Here is an 18,255-nt window from a genome sequence, read left to right on the forward strand (position 1 = left end):
ATGCAGGTGGCACATGAGAAATCCCGGGAGGACACCGCCTCCCTGATGGCCGAACTTGGCCGCAAGGCGCGTGCGGCCGCGCGGCCGCTTGCCATTGCCAGCGCCGAGCGCAAGCATGCGGCGCTGGTCGCCATGGCCGATGCTCTCGTTCGCGGCGAGGAAAAGATCCTCGCAGCCAACGCAATCGACATGAAGAACGGCGCGGAAGCGGGGCTCAGCGCCTCCTTGATGGATCGGCTCAAGCTTGATCCGAAGCGCATTCGCGACATGGCGGAAGGTGTTCGCGCCATCGCCGAACTCAGGGACCCGGTGGGCGAGGTGACGGCCGAGTGGGATCGCCCCAACGGCCTTCACATCGAGCGCGTGCGCACGCCGCTGGGGGTCATCGGCGTCATCTACGAGAGCCGCCCCAACGTGACGGCCGACGCCGGCGCGCTCTGCCTCAAGGCCGGCAATCCGGTCATCCTGCGCGGCGGCTCGGACTCGCTGAATTCGTCAGCGGCCATTCACGCCTGTCTGGTCGAGGGCCTGCGCGCCGCCGGCCTGCCCGAGGACGCGATCCAGTTGGTGCCGACCACCGACCGCGCCGCCGTCGGCGAGATGCTGAAGGGCCTGTCGGGCAATCTCGACGTGATCGTGCCGCGCGGCGGCAGAAGCCTGGTGGAGCGCGTGCAGAACGAGGCGCGCGTGCCGGTCTTCGCCCATCTCGAGGGCATCTGCCATCTCTATATCGACAAGTCGGCCGACCTCGACATGGCGAAAAAGATCGCCGTCAACGCCAAGATGCGGCGCACCGGCATATGCGGCGCTACCGAGACGCTGCTGGTCGACCGGGCGGCTGCGGCCACGCATCTTGTGCCGGTGCTGGAAGCGCTGCGCCAGGCGGGCTGCGAGATCCACGCCGACGAGGACGTGCTGAAGGCCTTTGCCGACGCCAAGCCGGCGACCGACGCCGACTGGGTGACGGAATATCTCGATGCGATCATCTCGGTGAAGCTGGTGGACGGCGTTGCCGGCGCCATAGACCACATCGAGACCTATTCGTCGCATCACACCGAGGCAATTGTTGCCGAGGATGCGGCGGCTGTGGAGCGATTCTTCAACGAAATCGACTCGGCAATCCTGCTGCACAACGCCTCGACCCAGTTCGCCGACGGCGGCGAGTTCGGCATGGGCGCGGAGATCGGCATCGCCACCGGCAAGATGCATGCGCGCGGTCCGGTCGGCGTCGAGCAACTCACCTCCTTCAAGTACCGCGTGCGCGGATCGGGGCAGGTGCGGCCGTGATCGCGGGGCCGTTTTACCCTCCTCCTTGCGGAGAGGGTCGGCAGACGAATGTCGCGAAGCGTCATTCGGAAGCAGGGGTGGGGGTGGAAACCAGTTGCCCACCTCCGACCTGACCCAGCCGGCACCCCCATCCAGCTCCGCTTCGCGGATCGATCCTCCCGGCATGGGGGATGATAACAGCGTCGCGCCGAAATATCTGCGCATGCCGCATGTCGAAAAGGGCATGCAGGTCGGCCTGTTCGGCGGCTCGTTCAACCCGCCCCATCGCGGGCATGCACTGGTGGCCGAGATCGCGATGCGTCGGCTGCGGCTGGACCAGCTCTGGTGGATCATCACCCCGGGAAACCCGCTGAAAGACACGCGCGAGCTGGCGCCGCTCGCCGAACGTATTCGCCTTTCGGAAGCGATGGCACGCGATCCGCGCATGAAGGTGACGGCTTTCGAGGCGACATATCACATGCGCTACACCGCCGACACGCTGGCGCTAATCAAGGCGCGCAATCCCGGCGTCGATTTCGTGTGGATCATGGGCGCCGACAATCTGCGGAACTTCCATCGCTGGCAGCGCTGGCGCCAGATCGTCATGACGTTCCCCATCGCGGTCATCGATCGGCCGGGTTCGACCCTGTCCTTCCTGTCATCGGTGGTGGCAAAGACCTTCGGCTATGCCCGGGTGGACGAGGCGGATGCACCACGCCTGGCCAGGATGCGGGCGCCTGCGTGGACCTTCATCCACGGGCGTCGTTCGCTCCTGTCTTCCACCGCCATTCGCAACGGCTCCAAGCCCTGAACGCCGTCTTGTTTCCCATCTTGATTCAATGAGCGTCCGAGCCTTGAAACCACAATACGACTCTGCATATCTATTGATTGTCCTGCGATGCCCGCGGGACTTTTTGGTTGTTCCTGTTCGGAAGGAAAGACACTGAGAACAGCACTCAGCAAGAAGGCAAATGTCATGCCTTCACTGGCCGGGATGGACGGAAGCGATGCCGTGTCCCGTGCCCTCAAAGCAGTCCTTGCCAGTCTGGAAGACTCCAAGGCCGAAAACATCGTCTCCATCGACCTTCATGGCAAATCGAGCCTCGCCGACCACATGGTGGTGGCGTCGGGACGCTCGCATCGTCATGTCGCGGCGGTGGCCGATCATCTCATCAAGGCGCTCAAGGACGCCGGTTTGGGCACCCCTCGCATCGAGGGCCTTGCGGCAGCCGATTGGGTATTGATCGATTCGGGCGATATCATCGTGCACGTCTTCCGTCCCGAAGTCCGCGACTTCTACAATCTGGAGAAGATGTGGCAGGCGCCGGGCCTCGAGGAAGAAACGGTCCACTAGAGAAGGAAGGAATGGTGTAAGAACCTTCCAACACCTCGCTCTGGAGCATTTGGCAGCCAAGCGGATCGCTTGGCGCCATATAATGCGGCCAAAACGAAGAGCGTGCGGAGTAAGGATGCCGCCGCTCTAGCGAGAAACACGTCGCGGCTGGATCGGCTATCCGGCCGCCACGAGTTGGTGCACGCCCACGCGGGAAACGGCGCCGGGACGCGTGCATGGGTTGCCGGACCCATTTTCCGGGTCCATGCGCCAAGCGCCATTCCAATGGTCGGAGCAGGATGAAGATCGCCGTACACGCCGTGGGCCGGATGAAGGCCGGTCCCGACAAGGAACTGGCCGACCGCTATTTGGACCGCTTCGCCAAAAGCGGGCCCGCGATAGGGCTGGAGTTTGCGGGCGTCATCGAAACCCCGGAAAGCCGGGCGCAGGCCGTCAACGAACGCAAGCGCGAGGAGGCCCAGAAGCTGCAGGCGCAGCTCGCCTCCGGCGCTGCCCTGGTGCTTCTGGACGAGCGCGGCAAGAACATCTCCTCGGAGGATCTTGCCGAGCGGATCGGCCGCCTGCGCGATGGCGGCCAGAAGAACCTCGTCATCGCCATCGGCGGGCCGGATGGCCATGATGCCGCGCTTCGCGAGCGTGCCGAGCTGACGCTTTCCTTCGGTGCCCTGACCTGGCCGCACCAGCTCGTGCGCATCATGCTGGCCGAACAGCTCTATCGCGTCGCGACCATTCTTTCGGGCCATCCCTACCATCGGGCTTGACCCACCTCCGGCGACGGGCGCCGCAACATGGTTGATTGTTCGTTAACGAACGAGCCGCTAAGGTCGAGCCGAAATTTGCGGCGTGGCGGAATGCATCGATTGGTCAAAGGAGTGGGCGTTGGGCGGACATGCCTGGGCATGTCTGTCGCGTTTGCGCTCGCCATGTCGGCAACCTGCGCGCGCGCCGAAGACAGCTCTGCCATCCTGGCCAGCCAGGCCGAGCGGCAGGCCGAATACGAGCAGGTCTCGCGCGACATGAGCCTCTCGGCCGACCGTCTGGATACGCTGGTTGCGGAGATCGCCAAGGTCAAGAAGGACTACGCCAGCATCACCGCAGCGCTCATCCAGTCGGCCAAGACGGAGAAGAAGCTCAGCCAGGACATCGACGACATCACCGGGCGGCTGGAAGGGCTGAAGGAGCAGAAGGAAGCGATTCGGCTTTCGCTGGCGGCGCGGCGCGGCGTGCTCGCCGAAGTGCTGGGCGCGCTGCAGCGCATGGGCCTCAACCCTCCCCCGGCCATCCTGGTCAAGCCCGAGGACGCGCTGTCTTCCGTTCGCAGCGCCATCCTGCTCGGGGCCGTGGTGCCGGAGCTGCGGGCCGAAACCGAGATCCTCATGACCGACATGAAGGAGATGCAGCGGGTTACGGCTTCCATCGAGGCGGAAAGGCAACGCCTGCTGGCTTCGGTCGCCGAGCAGCTGACGGAGAAAAAGCGGCTCGGCCTTCTGCTGGAAGAAAAGCAGCGCCTGCATGGCGAGACCGAAACCGCGCTGGCCGAGGAACAGACCAGATCGCAGGAGCTTGCCGCCCGGGCCAAGAGCCTGAAGGACCTGATCGCCTCGCTTGAAACCCAGGCGGAAAACAGCCGCCGCAACGATGCGGCCGCCAGGCAGGCGGCAGAGCACAGGCTGGCACGGGAAGCCGAACTGGCGGCATTGCCCGACGCCAACCGGCTCCTGGCGTCGGCGCCGTTCTCGGCCATGCGCGGGCGGATCGCCTTGCCGGTCATCGGCCGGATCACCCGGCATTTCGGGGCGCACGACGATAACGGCGGCGTGATGCTCGGCGACACGGTTGCGACACAATCGGGAGCCATCGTCACGGCGCCAGCCGATGGAACCGTCTTGTACGCGGGACCCTTCCGCTCATATGGACAACTCTTGATCCTGAATGCAGGCGACGGTTATCATGTCGTCCTTGCGGGCATGAGCAGAATCAGCGTCTCACAGGGACAGTCCGTCCTCGCAGGCGAGCCGATCGGAGCGATGGGGGAAACCAGGGTGGCGAGCACCTCTGCGCCTCCCAATGGAAACACTGTTTCGGAGCTCTATGTAGAGTTCCGTAAGGATGGAAAACCCGTCGATCCGACCCCATGGTGGTCGGAGCGGCTTTCGGGAAGGACAGGAAATGATACGTAAATTGTCGCTTCTGTTAGCCGGAGCGCTGATGGGCGCATCCGCCATGACCCTGGTCTATGGCGTGCCCAGCTCGACGGCAAATGCGGCGGGGTCTGACACCTATCGCCAGCTTGCGATTTTCGGCGACATCTTCGAGCGCGTGCGCGCCCAATATGTGACGCCGCCGGATGAGAAATCCCTCGTGGAGAGCGCCATTAACGGCATGCTCACCTCGCTCGACCCGCATTCGTCCTACATGAACGCGGAAGCAGCCAAGGACATGCGCGTCCAGACCAAGGGTGAGTTCGGTGGCCTCGGCATCGAAGTCACCATGGAGAACGATCTGGTCAAGGTGATCACGCCGATCGACGACACGCCTGCGGCCAAGGCAGGCGTGCTGGCCGGCGACTTCATTGCCAAGATCGACGGCGAGGAAGTGCGCGGCATGACCCTGAACGACGCCGTGGAGAAGATGCGCGGCCTCGTCAACACGCCCATCAAGCTGACGATCCTGCGGCAGGGCGCCGACAAGCCGATCGACCTGACGATCATGCGCGATATCATCAAGGTCAAGGCGGTGAAGTTCCGCGTCGAGAACGACGTCGGCTACATGAAGATCACCTCCTTCACAGAAAAGACCTTCGACGACCTGCAGAACGCGATCGAGCAGATCAAGAAGCAGGTGCCGAACGAGAAGCTCAAGGGCTACATCCTCGACCTGAGGCTCAACCCGGGCGGCTTGCTCGACCAGGCGGTGAGCGTTTCCGACACCTTCCTCGATCGCGGCGAGATCGTTTCGACCCGCGGCCGCGACCCGAAGGACATCACCCGCTACGATGCCCGCTCGGGCGACATGACCGACGGCAAGCCGCTCATCGTGCTCATCAATGGCGGTTCGGCGAGCGCTTCGGAAATCGTCGCCGGCGCACTGCAGGACCACCGCCGCGCGACCGTGCTCGGCACGCAGTCCTTCGGCAAGGGATCGGTGCAGACGATCATCCCGCTGGCTGAAAGCGGTGCATTGCGGCTGACGACGGCGCTCTATTACACGCCTTCGGGCAAGTCGATCCAGGGCAAGGGCATCACGCCCGACGTCAAGGTCGACCAGCCGCTGCCGGACGAGCTCAAGGGACGTGACGTGACGCGCGGCGAGTCCGAACTCAAGGGGCACATCAAGGGTGTCGAAGAGAACGACGAAGGCTCGGGCTCGGCTGCCTATGTGCCGCCGGAAGCAAAGGACGACATCCAGCTCAACTACGCGCTGGACCTGATGCGCGGCACCAAGGCCGATCCGGCCTTCCCGCCGAACCCCGACAAGGCGGTACTGAACCAGCAGTAAGGGCTGAGCCCCGATCTAAGCGGGGCAACCGCCCACAAGCCAAAGCCTCCTGACTCCGCCGGAATTCCACCGGCGGAGTTTTCCAGCAACATACCTTCCCTCCGGCCTCGAGGATGCGGCTTGTCGCCAGTGCAGAAGGACATCGATCGCCCGCTTGGACAGAATGCCCCCGGCCCCCGGAGGGGAACTCGCGGATATTCCCTTCGCACCGGGACGTTGCTGACGGCGTTGGCAGCGGTGGCAATCGTGGCCGCATCGAGCGCGATCGCCTTTCGCGAAAAACCCTTCCGCAATCCGGCGCCGATCACCGTTTCGAAGCCTGAGATGGCCATGCCGGTTGAACAGGCGGCGCTGGAAGAACGGCCCAAGGTCGAAAGCCCCTCGATCATCCATGTCAGCCCACCGAGCGGTTCGGCTGGCAATGTCGTCGTCATCCACGACCCGTCCGGCATTGGCCAGGACCTTCGCGTCGCCCATCTGCCGGACCGTGACCTGATTGAGCAAAGCGAAGCCGGCCCGCTGCCGGCGCGGGCCGCCGACGGCAGGCGGCCGTTCGACGTCTATGCGCGGCCGTGGTCGGGCGCGCGCGGCGCGCGGGTGGCAATCGTCATCGGCGGGCTGGGCCTGTCGCAGACGGGCACCCAGCAGGCGATAGCCAAGCTGCCGCCGGAGGTCACCCTTGCCTTCGCGCCGCACGGCAACAGCATCGGCCGCTGGATGCAGGAGGGGCGCCGGCAGGGCCACGAGATCGTGATGCAGGTGCCGCTGGAGCCGTTCGACTACCCGAACGTCAATCCCGGCCGCAACACGCTGACGGTTTCCGGATCCGCAGCCGAGAACCTGAAGAACCTGCACTGGGTCCTGTCGCGCACCACCAACTATACGGGTGTGATGAACTATATGGGCGCACGCTTCGCCGCCGATCCGGCCGCCATGGGGCCGTTCATGGCCGAACTCGGCAAACGCGGCCTGCTTTACCTGGACGACGGTTCCTCTGCACGCAGCCTCGCGCCGGAACTGGCCCTGAAGGACGGCGTTCCCTTCGCCTCGGGCGACGCGATCATCGATCAGGCGGGCGACCGCGACACGATCCTGAAGAAGCTCGACCAGCTGGAAAGCATCGCGCGCGCCAAGGGTTTTGCCATCGGCACCGGCTCCGCCTTCGACGTCACGGTGGACGCCGTTGCGCAATGGGTCGCAGAGGCCAGGCAGCGCGGCATAGAGATCGTGCCCGTGTCGGCACTCGCCAACGATCCCGAAAAGGGCTGAAGGACATAGATGTCAAAGAAACTCGATCCGCAGTCGCTTCCCTACCGGCCTTGCGTCGGCGTCATGGTGCTGAACCAGACCGGGCTGGTGTGGGCCGGCCATCGCATTGCCGAGCCCGACAGCGAAATGGCTGGAGCGGACAAGCTGTGGCAAATGCCGCAAGGCGGAATCGACAAGGGCGAGGATCCGTTGCCGGCGGCGTTGCGGGAACTCTACGAGGAGACCGGCATCCGCAGCGTCTCGCTTCTGGCGGAAGCGCCCGGGTGGATCCACTACGACCTTCCGGCCGACAAGGTCGGCATCGCCTTGAAGGGCAAGTATCGCGGGCAGAAGCAGAAATGGTTCGCCTTTCGGTTCGATGGCGACGAGAGCGAGATCGCCATCAATCCGCCGCCGGGTGGACATGACCCCGAATTCGACGGCTGGGCCTGGAAGAGGATGATCGACCTTCCGGAGCTGATCGTGCCGTTCAAGCGCAAGGTCTATGACGAGGTCGTGGCCGCCTTCCGGCACCTCGCGCCCTAATCCCCGGCACCGCCCCTCCGATATGAAGAACCGGCCGGTTAGGCCGGCCGAATTCGCCGTGGCGCGATCGCTCGCCGCCGCAGGCGCCCTTTTCAACAATGGCCGGCCGGTTCCGCCGCGGCAGCGCAATCCAGTTCGCATGGCGCGGCGGGATGCGACGTTTCGCCGCCTCTGCGCCAACGCACAAAGGCGCACTGCCCCAGCCGGCCATATTGCGATGCAATGTTTCCCGAACTATTGGTGGCAGCGAGGCACGATCATCGAATATCAGTCGGATTTCAAGAAGGATCGTGCATCAAACCAAGGCTTGAAGCAATTTTCCTTCTTTTCAGAGGGGTTTTGCGCCAGCATGAGGGAATTTTCGGCGGAATGGACCAGTCTTACGCAAATAATCGCGATTTCACGCAGGCGAGCCTGGCGGAAGCCGGCGCGATCCTGACGATCGATCTTTCTGCGGTTCGGGAAAACTACCGCCTGCTCAAGAGCCGCCTGGGTAACGCTCGCTGTGCCGGCGTCGTGAAGGCGGACTCCTACGGGCTGGGCGCCGCCCAGGTCGCACAAGCGCTGATGAAGGAAGGTTGCGACACGTTTTTCGTGGCGCATGTCGGCGAAGGACTGGCGCTGAGGGCAGTTCTTGGCCGCGGTGCCGCGATCTACATACTCAACGGCACGACGCCCGGCGCCGAGGTCGAAGCGGCGGCCGCCGGCCTCACCACCGTTGCCAACAGCCTCGAACAGTTGGCCGCCTGGCGCGAAACAGCCCGCGCCGTCGGCCGCCGCCTCCCCGTCGCCCTTCAGGTCGACAGCGGAATGTCGCGGCTTGGCATGATGCCCTCGGAAGTCGAGACGCTCGCCGGCGACGCGAGCCTGCTGGACGGCCTCGACGTCAAGCTGGTGATGAGCCATCTGGCTTGCGCCGATGAGCCGGAACACCCGGCCAATGCCGCGCAGAAGGAAGCATTCGACCGCCTGCGCGCAATGCTGCCGGCAACCCCCGCCTCGCTCGCCAACTCGTCCGGCATCTTTCTCGGAGCCGACTACCACTACGATCTAGCCCGGCCGGGTGCCGCGCTCTATGGCATCAATCCCACCCCCGGCCATGCCAACCCGATGCGCGCGGTGGTGCAGCTGGATGCCAAAGTCATCCAGACCCGCACGCTCGATAAGAACACCGGCATCGGCTACGGCCACACATTCCGCACCGCCGGCCCCCTGCGCGCCGCCACGATTTCGCTCGGCTATGCCGACGGCTGGCACCGCCGCGCTGCCGCCGGCGCCTATTTCAACGGCGTCCGGCTTCCGTTCATCGGCCGCGTCTCGATGGACAGCATCATCATCGACATTTCCGCGCTGCCGGAAGGCGCGCTGAAAGCGGGCGATCTGGTTGAGCTGATCGGCAGCCACCAGGCCGTGGATGACGTTGCCGGCCATGCCGGCACCATCGGCTACGAGGTGCTGACCGGCCTCGGCCATCGTTTCCACCGTATCTATCAAGACGGCTGAGCCGCCCGCCGCCCAAAAGCATCATCGCAGGGGAGAGTTGTACGAATGAAAGTTCTTGTCTTGGGGAGCGGGGTGGTTGGCGTCACCTCGGCCCACTATCTGGCCGAAGCCGGCCACGAGGTCGAGGTGGTCGATCGCCAGAGCGGCCCGGCCCTGGAAACCAGCTTCGCCAATGCCGGCGAGGTTTCGCCCGGTTATGCTTCGCCCTGGGCCGGCCCCGGCATTCCGACCAAGGCCATCAAGTGGCTGCTGATGAAGCACGGCCCTCTCGTGGTGCGGCCGAAGCTCGACCGCCACATGTGGTCGTGGCTGATCAAGATGCTCGGCAATTGCACCTCATCGCGCTACGCCGTCAACAAGGCGCGCATGGTGCCGGTGGCCGAGTATAGCCGCGATCTCCTGAAGGAGATGCGCAAGACCATCGGCATCACCTATGACGACCGCGCCCAGGGCACGCTGCAGCTTTTCCGCGAGCAGAAGCATCTCGACGGCGTCGGCGGCGACATCGAGGTTCTGAAGCAGTTCGGCGTTCCCTTCGAGGTTCTGGACAGGGCTGGCTGCATTGGCGCCGAGCCCGGCCTGGCAACGGCCGAAGGCTCGTTTGCCGGCGGCCTCAGGCTGCCCAATGACGAAACCGGCGACTGCAAGATATTCACCGACAAGCTGGCCGAGCATGTCGGCGAACGCGGCGTAAAATTCCGCTTCAACACCAGCATCGACAAGATCTTGGTCGAGGGCGGGCGCATTTCGGGCGTTGCGACCAGCGCCGGCGTGCTGAAGGCGGACGCCTATGTGGTGGCGCTGGGCAGCTATTCGCCCTTCCTGCTCAGGCCGCTCGGCATGTCGGTGCCGGTATATCCGGTCAAGGGCTATTCGATCACCGTTCCGATCACCAATCCAGACGCCGCGCCCGTCTCGACGGTCATGGACGACAGCTACAAGATCGCCATCACCCGCCTCGGCGATCGCATCCGCGTCGGCGGCACCGCCGAGATTTCCGGCTTCGACCTGCGCCTGCACAAGAGCCGTCGCGACACTCTGGAATATTCGGTCTCCAACCTGTTCCCGAAGGGCGGGTCGGTGAAGGATGCCACATTCTGGAGCGGCCTGCGCCCGATGACGCCGGATGGTCCGCCCATTGTCGGCAAGACCCGCTTCGACAATCTCTACCTCAACACCGGCCACGGCACGCTGGGCTGGACCATGTCCTGCGGCTCGGGCCGCGTGCTGGCCGACATCGTCACCGGCCGCAAGCCGGAGATCGACGCCACGCCGCTCAACCTCAGCCGGTACAACTGAGGTAGGCGCTCGCCAAGATCCCAAAGGCCGCATTCGCAAGGATGCGGCCTTTGGCTTTTCTGGCACTCTCAGATGAAAAGCGCCTTCTCGCTTTCCACGATGCGAGTGATGTAGCCGGCGACGATCTGGATATGGCGCAGCGGACGCATCGATTCATGATAGACCAGCCAGTAGGCGCGGCGGATCGGCTTTGCCGCCGGAACCGGCACCAGTTCGGGCATCGAGCGGGCGATGAAGCTGTGCAGCATGCCGATGCCAGCGCCTGCCCGCACTGCCTCGGTCTGGCCCAGGCTGGAGGAAATCGAGAAGCCGGCATCCCAGTCGGGGCTGAATTCCGCGGCATAATCGAGTGATGGACTGGCGACGAGGTCGGACACGTAGCCGACGAGGCGGTGGCCGGAAAGCTCGGCCACCGTCTTGGGAAGGCCGTTCTGCTCCACATAGGCGCGTGAGGCAAACAGGCCGAGCGTGTAGTCGACCAGTTTGCCGGCGACCAGACGCCCTTCGGTGGGGCGCTCGACGGTGATGGCGATGTCGGCCTCGCGCCGCGACAGCGAAAACGAGCGCGGCACCGGCACAAGCTGGATCTTCAGGTCGCGATGCATCGCCGTCAGCGCGCCGAGCCGCGGCGCCAGGAAGGCGACCCCGATGCCATCCGGCGCGCCGATGCGCACCGTGCCGGAAACGTCGTCCCCCTCGCCCGCCACTTCGGCACGGGCGGTGATCATGTCGGCTTCCATGCGCTCGGCAAAATCAAGGAAGCGTTCGCCCGCGGCGGTCAATTCGCTCCCCGTCGTCAGCCGCCGGAACAGTTTTGTGTTGAGCGCCTCCTCCAGCGCAGCCAGGCGGCGCGACACCGTGGCGTGGTTGAGCTCGAGACGCCGCGCCGCGCCCAGGATCTGGCCGGCACGGGCCACGGCAAGGAATATGCGGACGTCATCCCAGTTCATGGGGGAGGCCCGCTGGAGGTGTGGTGGGGAACGAAACCATGAGCGCAGTTTACTATGCGAAAAACAGCACGCAATCTGCACGGGTACATTATTTTGCGCACAACGGTTGCTGCTCCGATCGCGTTGCAATGCGCAGCGCAAAGCAAGACAATGGGCCACCATCTTAAGGAGAGCCATCATGGTCGAATACGGTCATTTCATCGGCGGCAAGCGCGTCGCCGGAACAAGCGGGCGCAAGCAGGACGTCATGCAGCCGATGGACGGCTCCGTGCGCGGCACGGTGGCGCTGGCGTCGGCCGAGGAACTGCGCCTGGCGGTGGAAAACGCCAAGGCTGCACAGCCGGCCTGGGCTGCCACCAACCCGCAGCGCCGCGTGCGCGTACTGATGAAGTTCCTCGAGCTGGTGCACAAGGAATATGACGAACTGGCCGAGCTCCTTGCCCGCGAGCACGGGAAGACGATTGCCGACGCCAAGGGCGACATCCAGCGCGGCCTTGAAGTGGTCGAGGTCTGCATCGGCGCCCCGCACATGATGAAGGGCGAGTTCACGGACAATGCCGGCCCCGGCATCGACACCTATTCGATGCGCCAGCCGCTCGGCGTCGTGGCCGGCATCACCCCATTCAACTTCCCGGCCATGATCCCGCTGTGGAAGATTGCTCCCGCCCTCGCCGCCGGCAACGCCTTCATCCTGAAGCCGTCCGAGCGCGACCCGGGCGTGCCGCTGCGCATTGCCGAACTGTTCGTCGAAGCCGGCCTGCCGGCAGGCGTTCTCAACGTCGTCAACGGCGACAAGACCGTGGTTGATGCTATCCTCGACGACCACGACATCAAGGCCGTGGGCTTCGTCGGCTCGACGCCGATCGCGCAGTACATCTATGCGCGCGGCTGTGCGGCCGGCAAGCGCGTGCAGTGCTTCGGTGGCGCCAAGAACCACATGATCATCATGCCCGACGCCGACATGGACCAGACCGTCGACGCCCTCATCGGCGCCGGCTACGGCTCGGCCGGCGAGCGCTGCATGGCGATCTCGGTTGCAATTCCGGTGGGTCACGAGACCGCCGACCGCCTGATGGAAAAGCTGATCCCGCGCGTGGAGAGCCTGAAGGTCGGCCCCTCGACCGATAGCTCGGCCGATTTCGGCCCGGTCGTCACCCGCGAGGCGCTGGAGCGCATCAAGGGCTATGTCGACAGCGGCGTGCAGGAAGGCGCCAAGCTGGTGGTCGACGGCCGCGGCTTCAAGATGCAGGGCTACGAGAACGGCTTCTACATGGGCGGCTGCCTGTTCGACCACGTGACGCCGGAAATGCGCATCTACAAGGAAGAGATTTTCGGCCCCGTGCTCTCGGTCGTCCGTGCGCCGACCTATGAGAACGCGCTGAAGCTCGTCAACGACCACGAGATGGGCAACGGCACCGCCATCTTCACCCGCGACGGCGACGCCGCCCGTGACTTTGCCTCCCGCGTGCAGGCCGGCATGGTGGGCGTGAACGTGCCGATCCCGGTGCCGATCGCCTACTACACATTCGGCGGCTGGAAGGCCTCGTCGTTCGGCGATCTCAACCAGCATGGTCCGGATGCGTTCCGCTTCTACACCAAGACCAAGACGGTCACTTCGCGCTGGCCGTCGGGCATCAAGGATGGCGCGGAGTTCATCATCCCGACGATGAACTAAGCCCGACGATTTCCTGTTTGCGCGTCCTCGCCGCGGTGCGGCTGCGGGCGCGCGGCAGGGCATCAAGGACGGCGCGGAGTTCATCATCCCGACGATGAACTGAGGCCGACGATTTCCTGTTTGCGCGTCCTCGCCGCGGTGCGGCTGCGGGCGCGCGGCAGGGCATCAAGGACGATGCCGAGTTCATCATCCCGACGATGAACTGAGGCCGGTCCGGTTCTCGATTAATGCAGAAAGGCCGCGGTCAACCGCGGCTTTTCCCTTTTCGAGACGTCTATCTCCAGAGCCTGCCGTAGGGCAGCGCCAGCTTCTCGCCCGGTCCATAAACCGCCGCAAAGAGCAGGCCGGCCATGAACGAGAAGTGGTCGACGAAGAACCCGAACTCGGCCTGGTTGCCTTGCCAATGGGACGGGCCGTGGAAGGCGAAGCCGAGGAAGATTACGTATGCTGCGGCCAGCAGGGATGCTTCGCGGAAGAATGCGCCGCTGAGGAAGCAGGCGACCAGCGCCACTTCGAACAGCGCAGCAACCCAAGCCAGGAAAAGCGGGAACGGAAAACCGGCGGCGGCGATGTAATCGGCCGTGGTCTGCATGCCCGCAAACTTGAATGCGGCTGCCATGAGAAAGATGGCCGCAAATATGAGCCTCGCGATGATGACGGCGATGCTTTTGCCCATGAGTCCTCCTTTATCTACCTTGCCTGCAGCGGCCGAAGCTCTCGTGCCGCGCGGATCGGATGAAAGACGCGCGAGCCGGCGCGTTTCCGACATGAGACGACATTTGGCTTACCGCATCGCAGCCGCCTGCGCGTGCAGCCGCAAGAGCGCCATCAGCCTGTCGGCCTCGGTGGCGGCCGCATCTTCGTCGCGATCCAGGATCGCGCGGATGAGCGCCACATGGTTGCCGGCGGCTTCGGCAAGCCCCGTGCCGCTCTGAAAGCGATACCAGAAGCGGCGGCTGTGGGTCTGCAGCGGGGCAGCCAGGCGGGCGGCGAACTGGTTGTCCGCCGCAAGGGCCATGGCCTCGTCGAGAGACTTGTCGGCCTCGAGATAGCCGATCACGTCGTTGGCGAGAACCGCGCGGTGCATGGCAAGCGCCGTCGCCTGTAGCCGGGCCGCGATCTCCGGCGTGGCGAAGCGCGCCGCAGAGCGGGCCAGGATGATCTCCACCCCCCGCCGCACGTCGAGAACGCGCAGCCAATCGGCCGCGTGCAGCGGCGCGATTTCCAGACCCGCGCGCGGGCGCACCGAGATAAGCCCCTCCCAGGCCAGCCGCTGAATGGCTTCGCGGACCGGCGTACGGCCCAGCGACAGCTTTTCGATGAGGACGCGTTCGGTGATGACGCCGCCGGGCGCAAGCTCCAGCGTGACAATCATTTTTTCCAGCGCGTGATAGGCCCTCAGGCTGACCGGCTCGGCCACATCCGCGCGTTCGGCGATGGTGTCGTTGGTGTTCAAACTGTGCAGTTCCGATTGGGAATTTTTGATATATCAGAGCGGAAAGCCAATTGACAGCCGGATTTCTGGAGAGATATATCTGTGATATATCAGATGGAGAGCCCGTTATGTGGACCGGAGTATTCCCAGCCGTCACAACCAAATTCACCGAGGACGACGCCCTCGACCACGCCGAGATGGAGCGCTGCTTTGCGATTCAGATGGAGGCGGGGTGCGACGGCATCATCGTCGCCGGGTCGCTCGGCGAAGGGCCGATGCTCTCGACCGAGGAGAAGCTGGCCGTACTGAAGACCGCGCAGGGCGTGGCCAATGGCAAGCCGGTGCTGCTCACCATCAACGAGGCCGGCACCCGTGAGGGCGCCGAGGTCGCCAGGAAGGCCGCCGCAGCCGGCGCCGACGGACTGATGATCGTGCCGAGCCCGATCTACCACACCAATCCGCAGGAAACCGTTGCCACGCTCAAGGCGGTGGCTACCGCAGGCGGCCTGCCGGTGATGATCTACTCCAACCGCGTGGCCTATCGCGTCGACGTCACGGTCGACATCATGGAGGAGCTTGCCGCTGATCCACTGTTCGTCGCGGTCAAGGAATCCTCCGACGACATCCGCCGCTCGACCGAGATCATCAACCGCTTTGGCGACCGCTTCGACCTCTTCACCGGGGTCGACAACCTTGCTTTCGAGGCGCTCAGCGTGGGCGCAATCGGCTGGGTGGCCGGCCTGGTCACCGCCTTCCCGCGCGAGACGGTTGCCATCTACCAGCTGATGAAGCACGGCCGCCGCGAAGAGGCACTGGCGATTTACCGCTGGTTCCGCCCATTGCTCGATCTCGATGTCTCGACCTATCTGGTCCAGAACATCAAGCTTGCAGAGGTCCATGCCATCGGCACCAATGATCGCGTTCGCATGCCGCGCCAGCCGCTGACGGGCGAGCGCCGCAAGGCCGCCGAAAAGGTCATCAAGGATGCGCTGGCCGTGCGCCCCGCATTGCCGCAGTTCTGAGGTTCGTTCCAAAGGCCAATCATGTTCCCTCATCCGGCCACCGCATCGCCTGCTCCGCTCCCTGACGGGAAGGATAGGAGCTGTGCGACAAGCCGGGTGAAGGAAGGGCGGAGGCACGGCCGATGAGCGCTGAGGCGGCCCCCGACATCGCCATTATCGGCGCGGGCATCGTCGGCATTGCCGCCGCCGCCCATCTGGCGGAAGCCGGCCTTGCGGTTACGGTGTTCGACCGCAGCGGCGTGTGCGAGGAAACCAGTTCCGGCAACGCAGCCGCCTTCGCCTTCTCCGACGTCCTGCCGCTTGCGCACAAGGGCATGATCGCCCAGGTGCCGAAATGGCTGGCAGATCCGCTCGGTCTGCTCGCGATACCGCCGGCTTATTTTCCGCAGCTTCTGCCCTGGCTTTATCGTTTCTGGCGCGCCGGCGCGGCCGCCAACTACGAGAGTGCGCTCGCCGCGCAGGCCGGGTTGATGAAATTCGCCGAAGCCGCCTGGGCCGGCCTGATGGCGCGTTCCGGCACACGCGACATGCTGCGCGAGGACGGCTCGCTGGAACTCTATGAAAGCGAAGCCGAGTTTCAGGCATCGCTTCCGGGCTGGGCCGCGCGGGACCGCTTCGGCATCGAATATCAGCATGTGGCCAAGGACGAGTTGCCCGGCCTTCAGGCGGGCCTGTCGCCGCGGTTCGTGCGCGGCACATTCGTCCCCGGATGGAAGACGGTGGCCGATCCGAAACTGCTCGGCAAGGCGATCTGGCGTTACGCCGAGCAATGCGGCGCGAAATTCGTCCAGGGCGATGTGGCGCTTGCCCGACGGGCAAACGATCGCATTGCGATACAGTTGAAGCAGGGGCGCACCTTTCTGGCACGCAAAGTCGTCATTGCTGCGGGCGCATGGTCGCATCTTCTGGCGCAGCAGTTCGGCGACCGCATCCCGCTCGAGACCGAGCGCGGCTACAATACGACCCTGCCGGTCGGCGCCTTCGACGTAAGGCGCCAGCTCATTTTCTCCCGGCATAGCTTCGTCATCACGCCGCTTTCGACAGGCCTGCGGATTGGCGGCGCTGTCGAACTCGGTGGGCTCAAGCGGCCGCCCAATTTCGCGCGTTCGCAGGCGATGCTGCAAAAGGCGCAAGACTTCCTTCCCGGCCTCGACGCTGCAAACGGGCGCGAATGGATGGGCTACCGCCCCTCGCTGCCCGATTCGCTTCCGGTGATCGGCCGCGCACGCGGCCGGGACAACGTCTTCTATGCTTTCGGCCACGGCCATCTCGGGCTGACACAATCGGCAGCCACCGGCGCCCTGATCCGCGATCTCGTGCTCGGTCATGCGCCTGCAATCGATCTCTCGCCTTTTTCCGCACAACGCTTCTGAGGGCTTCACAATGGCGCGGCATACCTTCACCTGCATCGACGGCCACACCTGCGGCAACCCGGTTCGTCTCGTGGCCGGCGGGGGGCCGCTGCTGCAAGGCTCGACCATGATGGAGCGGCGGGCGCATTTCCTGGCCGAATATGACTGGATCCGCACCGGGCTGATGTTCGAGCCGCGCGGGCATGACGTCATGTCCGGCTCGATCCTCTATCCGCCGACGCGCGAGGATTGCGACGTCGCCATCCTGTTCATCGAAACCTCGGGCTGCCTGCCCATGTGCGGCCACGGCACCATCGGCACGGTGACGATGGCGATCGAGAACGGGCTGGTGAAGCCACGGACGCCTGGCGTGCTGAGGCTCGACACCCCGGCCGGGCTGGTGGTGGCGGAGTACAGACAGGTCGGCGAATATGTGGAGGAGGTTCGCATAACCAACGTGCCCTCCTTCCTCTACGCCGAAGGGCTGACTGTGGAGTGCCCGACGCTTGGCGAAATCCGGGTCGACGTCGCCTATGGCGGCAACTTCTACGCCATCGTCGAACCGCAGGAGAACTATAGCGACGTGGCCGACTACACCGCCGGAGACCTGATCGCCTGGAGCCCGGTGGTGCGCCAGCGGCTCAACGAGAAGTATTCTTTCGTGCATCCAGAGAATCCCGGCATCAACCGCCTTTCGCATATGCTGTGGACCGGTGCCCCCAGGCACGAGGAGGCCGACGCCCGCAACGCCGTATTCTACGGCGACAAGGCGATCGACCGCAGCCCCTGCGGCACCGGCACCTCGGCGCGCATGGCGCAACTTCACGCCAAGGGCAGGCTGAAGGCCGGCGACAGTTTCGTTCACGAGTCCATTATCGGCTCGTTGTTCAAGGGGCGGGTGGAACGCGAAACGGAGGTCAAGGGCAAGCCGGCCATCATTCCGTCCATCGGGGGCTGGGCCCGCATGACCGGGCTGAACACGATCTTCATCGACGATCGCGATCCCTTTGCGCACGGTTTTATCGTGAGCTGAGACTGGAGTTTTCGGCGGCGCGCGGCGGAAAAGAAAGGGGAAGCTCATTTACGCAAGAATTTGCTTGTATGCAG

Annotated in this window: 17 protein-coding genes; 14 read left to right on the top strand and 3 right to left on the bottom strand. The window is 64.6% G+C overall.

The annotated features are described in order from the left end of the window. The 10 genes from ABLE86_RS20350 to ABLE86_RS20395 all read left to right on the top strand — a co-directional run bounded on the left by ABLE86_RS20350 (nt 1) and on the right by ABLE86_RS20395 (nt 10,714). Entirely contained in the window at nt 1-1,287 is a 1,287-nt protein-coding gene (locus ABLE86_RS20350) for a glutamate-5-semialdehyde dehydrogenase (RefSeq protein ID WP_348780814.1), read from the top strand. Nucleotides 1,288-1,489: 202 nt separating this feature from the next. Further along, on the top strand, nt 1,490-2,077 hold the full coding sequence (locus ABLE86_RS20355; protein WP_348780884.1) for a nicotinate-nucleotide adenylyltransferase: 588 nt from the start codon (nt 1,490-1,492) through the stop codon (nt 2,075-2,077). Between the two features lie 165 nt (nt 2,078-2,242). Beyond that, on the top strand, nt 2,243-2,620 hold the full coding sequence (gene rsfS, locus ABLE86_RS20360; RefSeq protein WP_348780815.1) for a ribosome silencing factor: 378 nt from the start codon (nt 2,243-2,245) through the stop codon (nt 2,618-2,620). 278 nt (nt 2,621-2,898) lie between these two features. Further along, nucleotides 2,899-3,381, top strand: coding sequence for a 23S rRNA (pseudouridine(1915)-N(3))-methyltransferase RlmH (rlmH, locus tag ABLE86_RS20365; RefSeq protein ID WP_348780816.1), 483 nt, complete (start codon nt 2,899-2,901; stop codon nt 3,379-3,381). 138 nt (nt 3,382-3,519) lie between these two features. Further along, nucleotides 3,520-4,800: a murein hydrolase activator EnvC gene (locus ABLE86_RS20370; protein WP_348780817.1), complete on the top strand. Its 1,281-nt coding sequence runs from the start codon at nt 3,520-3,522 to the stop codon at nt 4,798-4,800. Beyond that, on the top strand, nt 4,790-6,118 hold the full coding sequence (locus ABLE86_RS20375) for a S41 family peptidase (protein ID WP_348780818.1): 1,329 nt from the start codon (nt 4,790-4,792) through the stop codon (nt 6,116-6,118). Before ABLE86_RS20370 ends, ABLE86_RS20375 begins: the two co-directional genes overlap by 11 nt. A gap of 120 nt (nt 6,119-6,238) precedes the next feature. Continuing rightward, nucleotides 6,239-7,387: a divergent polysaccharide deacetylase family protein gene (locus ABLE86_RS20380; protein ID WP_348780819.1), complete on the top strand. Its 1,149-nt coding sequence runs from the start codon at nt 6,239-6,241 to the stop codon at nt 7,385-7,387. Between the two features lie 9 nt (nt 7,388-7,396). After that, a complete protein-coding gene (locus tag ABLE86_RS20385) occupies nt 7,397-7,912 on the top strand; it encodes an RNA pyrophosphohydrolase (RefSeq protein WP_348780820.1) in 516 nt (171 codons plus the stop codon). A 369-nt stretch (nt 7,913-8,281) separates the two neighbouring features. Next, on the top strand, nt 8,282-9,415 hold the full coding sequence (gene alr, locus ABLE86_RS20390) for an alanine racemase (RefSeq protein WP_348780821.1): 1,134 nt from the start codon (nt 8,282-8,284) through the stop codon (nt 9,413-9,415). Between the two features lie 45 nt (nt 9,416-9,460). Beyond that, a complete protein-coding gene (locus tag ABLE86_RS20395) occupies nt 9,461-10,714 on the top strand; it encodes a D-amino acid dehydrogenase (protein ID WP_348780822.1) in 1,254 nt (417 codons plus the stop codon). Nucleotides 10,715-10,782: 68 nt separating this feature from the next. Here ABLE86_RS20395 and ABLE86_RS20400 read toward each other — a convergent pair whose 3' ends face one another. Then, the gene (locus ABLE86_RS20400; protein WP_348780823.1) at nt 10,783-11,664 is read right to left on the bottom strand and encodes a LysR family transcriptional regulator; all 882 of its coding nucleotides are present in this window, start codon (nt 11,662-11,664) and stop codon (nt 10,783-10,785) included. Between the two features lie 178 nt (nt 11,665-11,842). On the opposite strand from ABLE86_RS20400, the gene ABLE86_RS20405 reads away from it, so the two are divergent. After that, entirely contained in the window at nt 11,843-13,339 is a 1,497-nt protein-coding gene (locus ABLE86_RS20405; protein ID WP_348780824.1) for a CoA-acylating methylmalonate-semialdehyde dehydrogenase, read from the top strand. 274 nt (nt 13,340-13,613) lie between these two features. Here ABLE86_RS20405 and ABLE86_RS20410 read toward each other — a convergent pair whose 3' ends face one another. Continuing rightward, nucleotides 13,614-14,015 carry a DoxX family protein gene (locus ABLE86_RS20410; protein WP_348780825.1) on the bottom strand — a complete coding sequence of 134 codons (402 nt, stop codon included), beginning with the start codon at nt 14,013-14,015 and terminating at the stop codon, nt 13,614-13,616. A 108-nt stretch (nt 14,016-14,123) separates the two neighbouring features. After that, nucleotides 14,124-14,795, bottom strand: a complete 672-nt coding sequence (locus tag ABLE86_RS20415) for a GntR family transcriptional regulator (RefSeq protein WP_348780826.1) — start codon at nt 14,793-14,795, stop codon at nt 14,124-14,126. Between the two features lie 107 nt (nt 14,796-14,902). Between ABLE86_RS20415 and ABLE86_RS20420 the strand changes: the two genes are divergently transcribed. The 3 genes from ABLE86_RS20420 to ABLE86_RS20430 all read left to right on the top strand — a co-directional run bounded on the left by ABLE86_RS20420 (nt 14,903) and on the right by ABLE86_RS20430 (nt 18,181). Beyond that, the gene (locus tag ABLE86_RS20420; RefSeq protein WP_348780827.1) at nt 14,903-15,796 is read left to right on the top strand and encodes a dihydrodipicolinate synthase family protein; all 894 of its coding nucleotides are present in this window, start codon (nt 14,903-14,905) and stop codon (nt 15,794-15,796) included. Nucleotides 15,797-15,918: 122 nt separating this feature from the next. Beyond that, entirely contained in the window at nt 15,919-17,169 is a 1,251-nt protein-coding gene (locus ABLE86_RS20425; protein WP_348780828.1) for an FAD-dependent oxidoreductase, read from the top strand. 10 nt (nt 17,170-17,179) lie between these two features. Then, on the top strand, nt 17,180-18,181 hold the full coding sequence (locus ABLE86_RS20430) for a 4-hydroxyproline epimerase (protein ID WP_348780829.1): 1,002 nt from the start codon (nt 17,180-17,182) through the stop codon (nt 18,179-18,181). Nucleotides 18,182-18,255 lie beyond the last annotated feature (74 nt).

The sequence above is a fragment of the Mesorhizobium sp. KR2-14 genome (assembly GCF_040049255.1).
GTDB lineage: Bacteria > Pseudomonadota > Alphaproteobacteria > Rhizobiales > Rhizobiaceae > Pseudaminobacter.

What these genes read in the sequence shown, in the direction of transcription:
- ABLE86_RS20385 (WP_348780820.1), top strand. Translation starts at nt 7,397, where the DNA reads ATGTCAAAGAAACTCGATCCGCAGTCGCTTCCCTACCGGCCTTGCGTC.
- rsfS (WP_348780815.1), top strand. Translation starts at nt 2,243, where the DNA reads ATGCCTTCACTGGCCGGGATGGACGGAAGCGATGCCGTGTCCCGTGCC.
- rlmH (WP_348780816.1), top strand. Translation starts at nt 2,899, where the DNA reads ATGAAGATCGCCGTACACGCCGTGGGCCGGATGAAGGCCGGTCCCGAC.
- ABLE86_RS20425 (WP_348780828.1), top strand. Translation starts at nt 15,919, where the DNA reads ATGAGCGCTGAGGCGGCCCCCGACATCGCCATTATCGGCGCGGGCATC.
- ABLE86_RS20370 (WP_348780817.1), top strand. Translation starts at nt 3,520, where the DNA reads ATGTCTGTCGCGTTTGCGCTCGCCATGTCGGCAACCTGCGCGCGCGCC.
- ABLE86_RS20420 (WP_348780827.1), top strand. Translation starts at nt 14,903, where the DNA reads ATGTGGACCGGAGTATTCCCAGCCGTCACAACCAAATTCACCGAGGAC.
- ABLE86_RS20405 (WP_348780824.1), top strand. Translation starts at nt 11,843, where the DNA reads ATGGTCGAATACGGTCATTTCATCGGCGGCAAGCGCGTCGCCGGAACA.
- ABLE86_RS20410 (WP_348780825.1), bottom strand. Translation starts at nt 14,015, where the DNA reads ATGGGCAAAAGCATCGCCGTCATCATCGCGAGGCTCATATTTGCGGCC.
- ABLE86_RS20430 (WP_348780829.1), top strand. Translation starts at nt 17,180, where the DNA reads ATGGCGCGGCATACCTTCACCTGCATCGACGGCCACACCTGCGGCAAC.
- ABLE86_RS20395 (WP_348780822.1), top strand. Translation starts at nt 9,461, where the DNA reads ATGAAAGTTCTTGTCTTGGGGAGCGGGGTGGTTGGCGTCACCTCGGCC.
- ABLE86_RS20350 (WP_348780814.1), top strand. Translation starts at nt 1, where the DNA reads ATGCAGGTGGCACATGAGAAATCCCGGGAGGACACCGCCTCCCTGATG.
- ABLE86_RS20400 (WP_348780823.1), bottom strand. Translation starts at nt 11,664, where the DNA reads ATGAACTGGGATGACGTCCGCATATTCCTTGCCGTGGCCCGTGCCGGC.
- ABLE86_RS20355 (WP_348780884.1), top strand. Translation starts at nt 1,490, where the DNA reads ATGCCGCATGTCGAAAAGGGCATGCAGGTCGGCCTGTTCGGCGGCTCG.
- ABLE86_RS20375 (WP_348780818.1), top strand. Translation starts at nt 4,790, where the DNA reads ATGATACGTAAATTGTCGCTTCTGTTAGCCGGAGCGCTGATGGGCGCA.
- alr (WP_348780821.1), top strand. Translation starts at nt 8,282, where the DNA reads ATGGACCAGTCTTACGCAAATAATCGCGATTTCACGCAGGCGAGCCTG.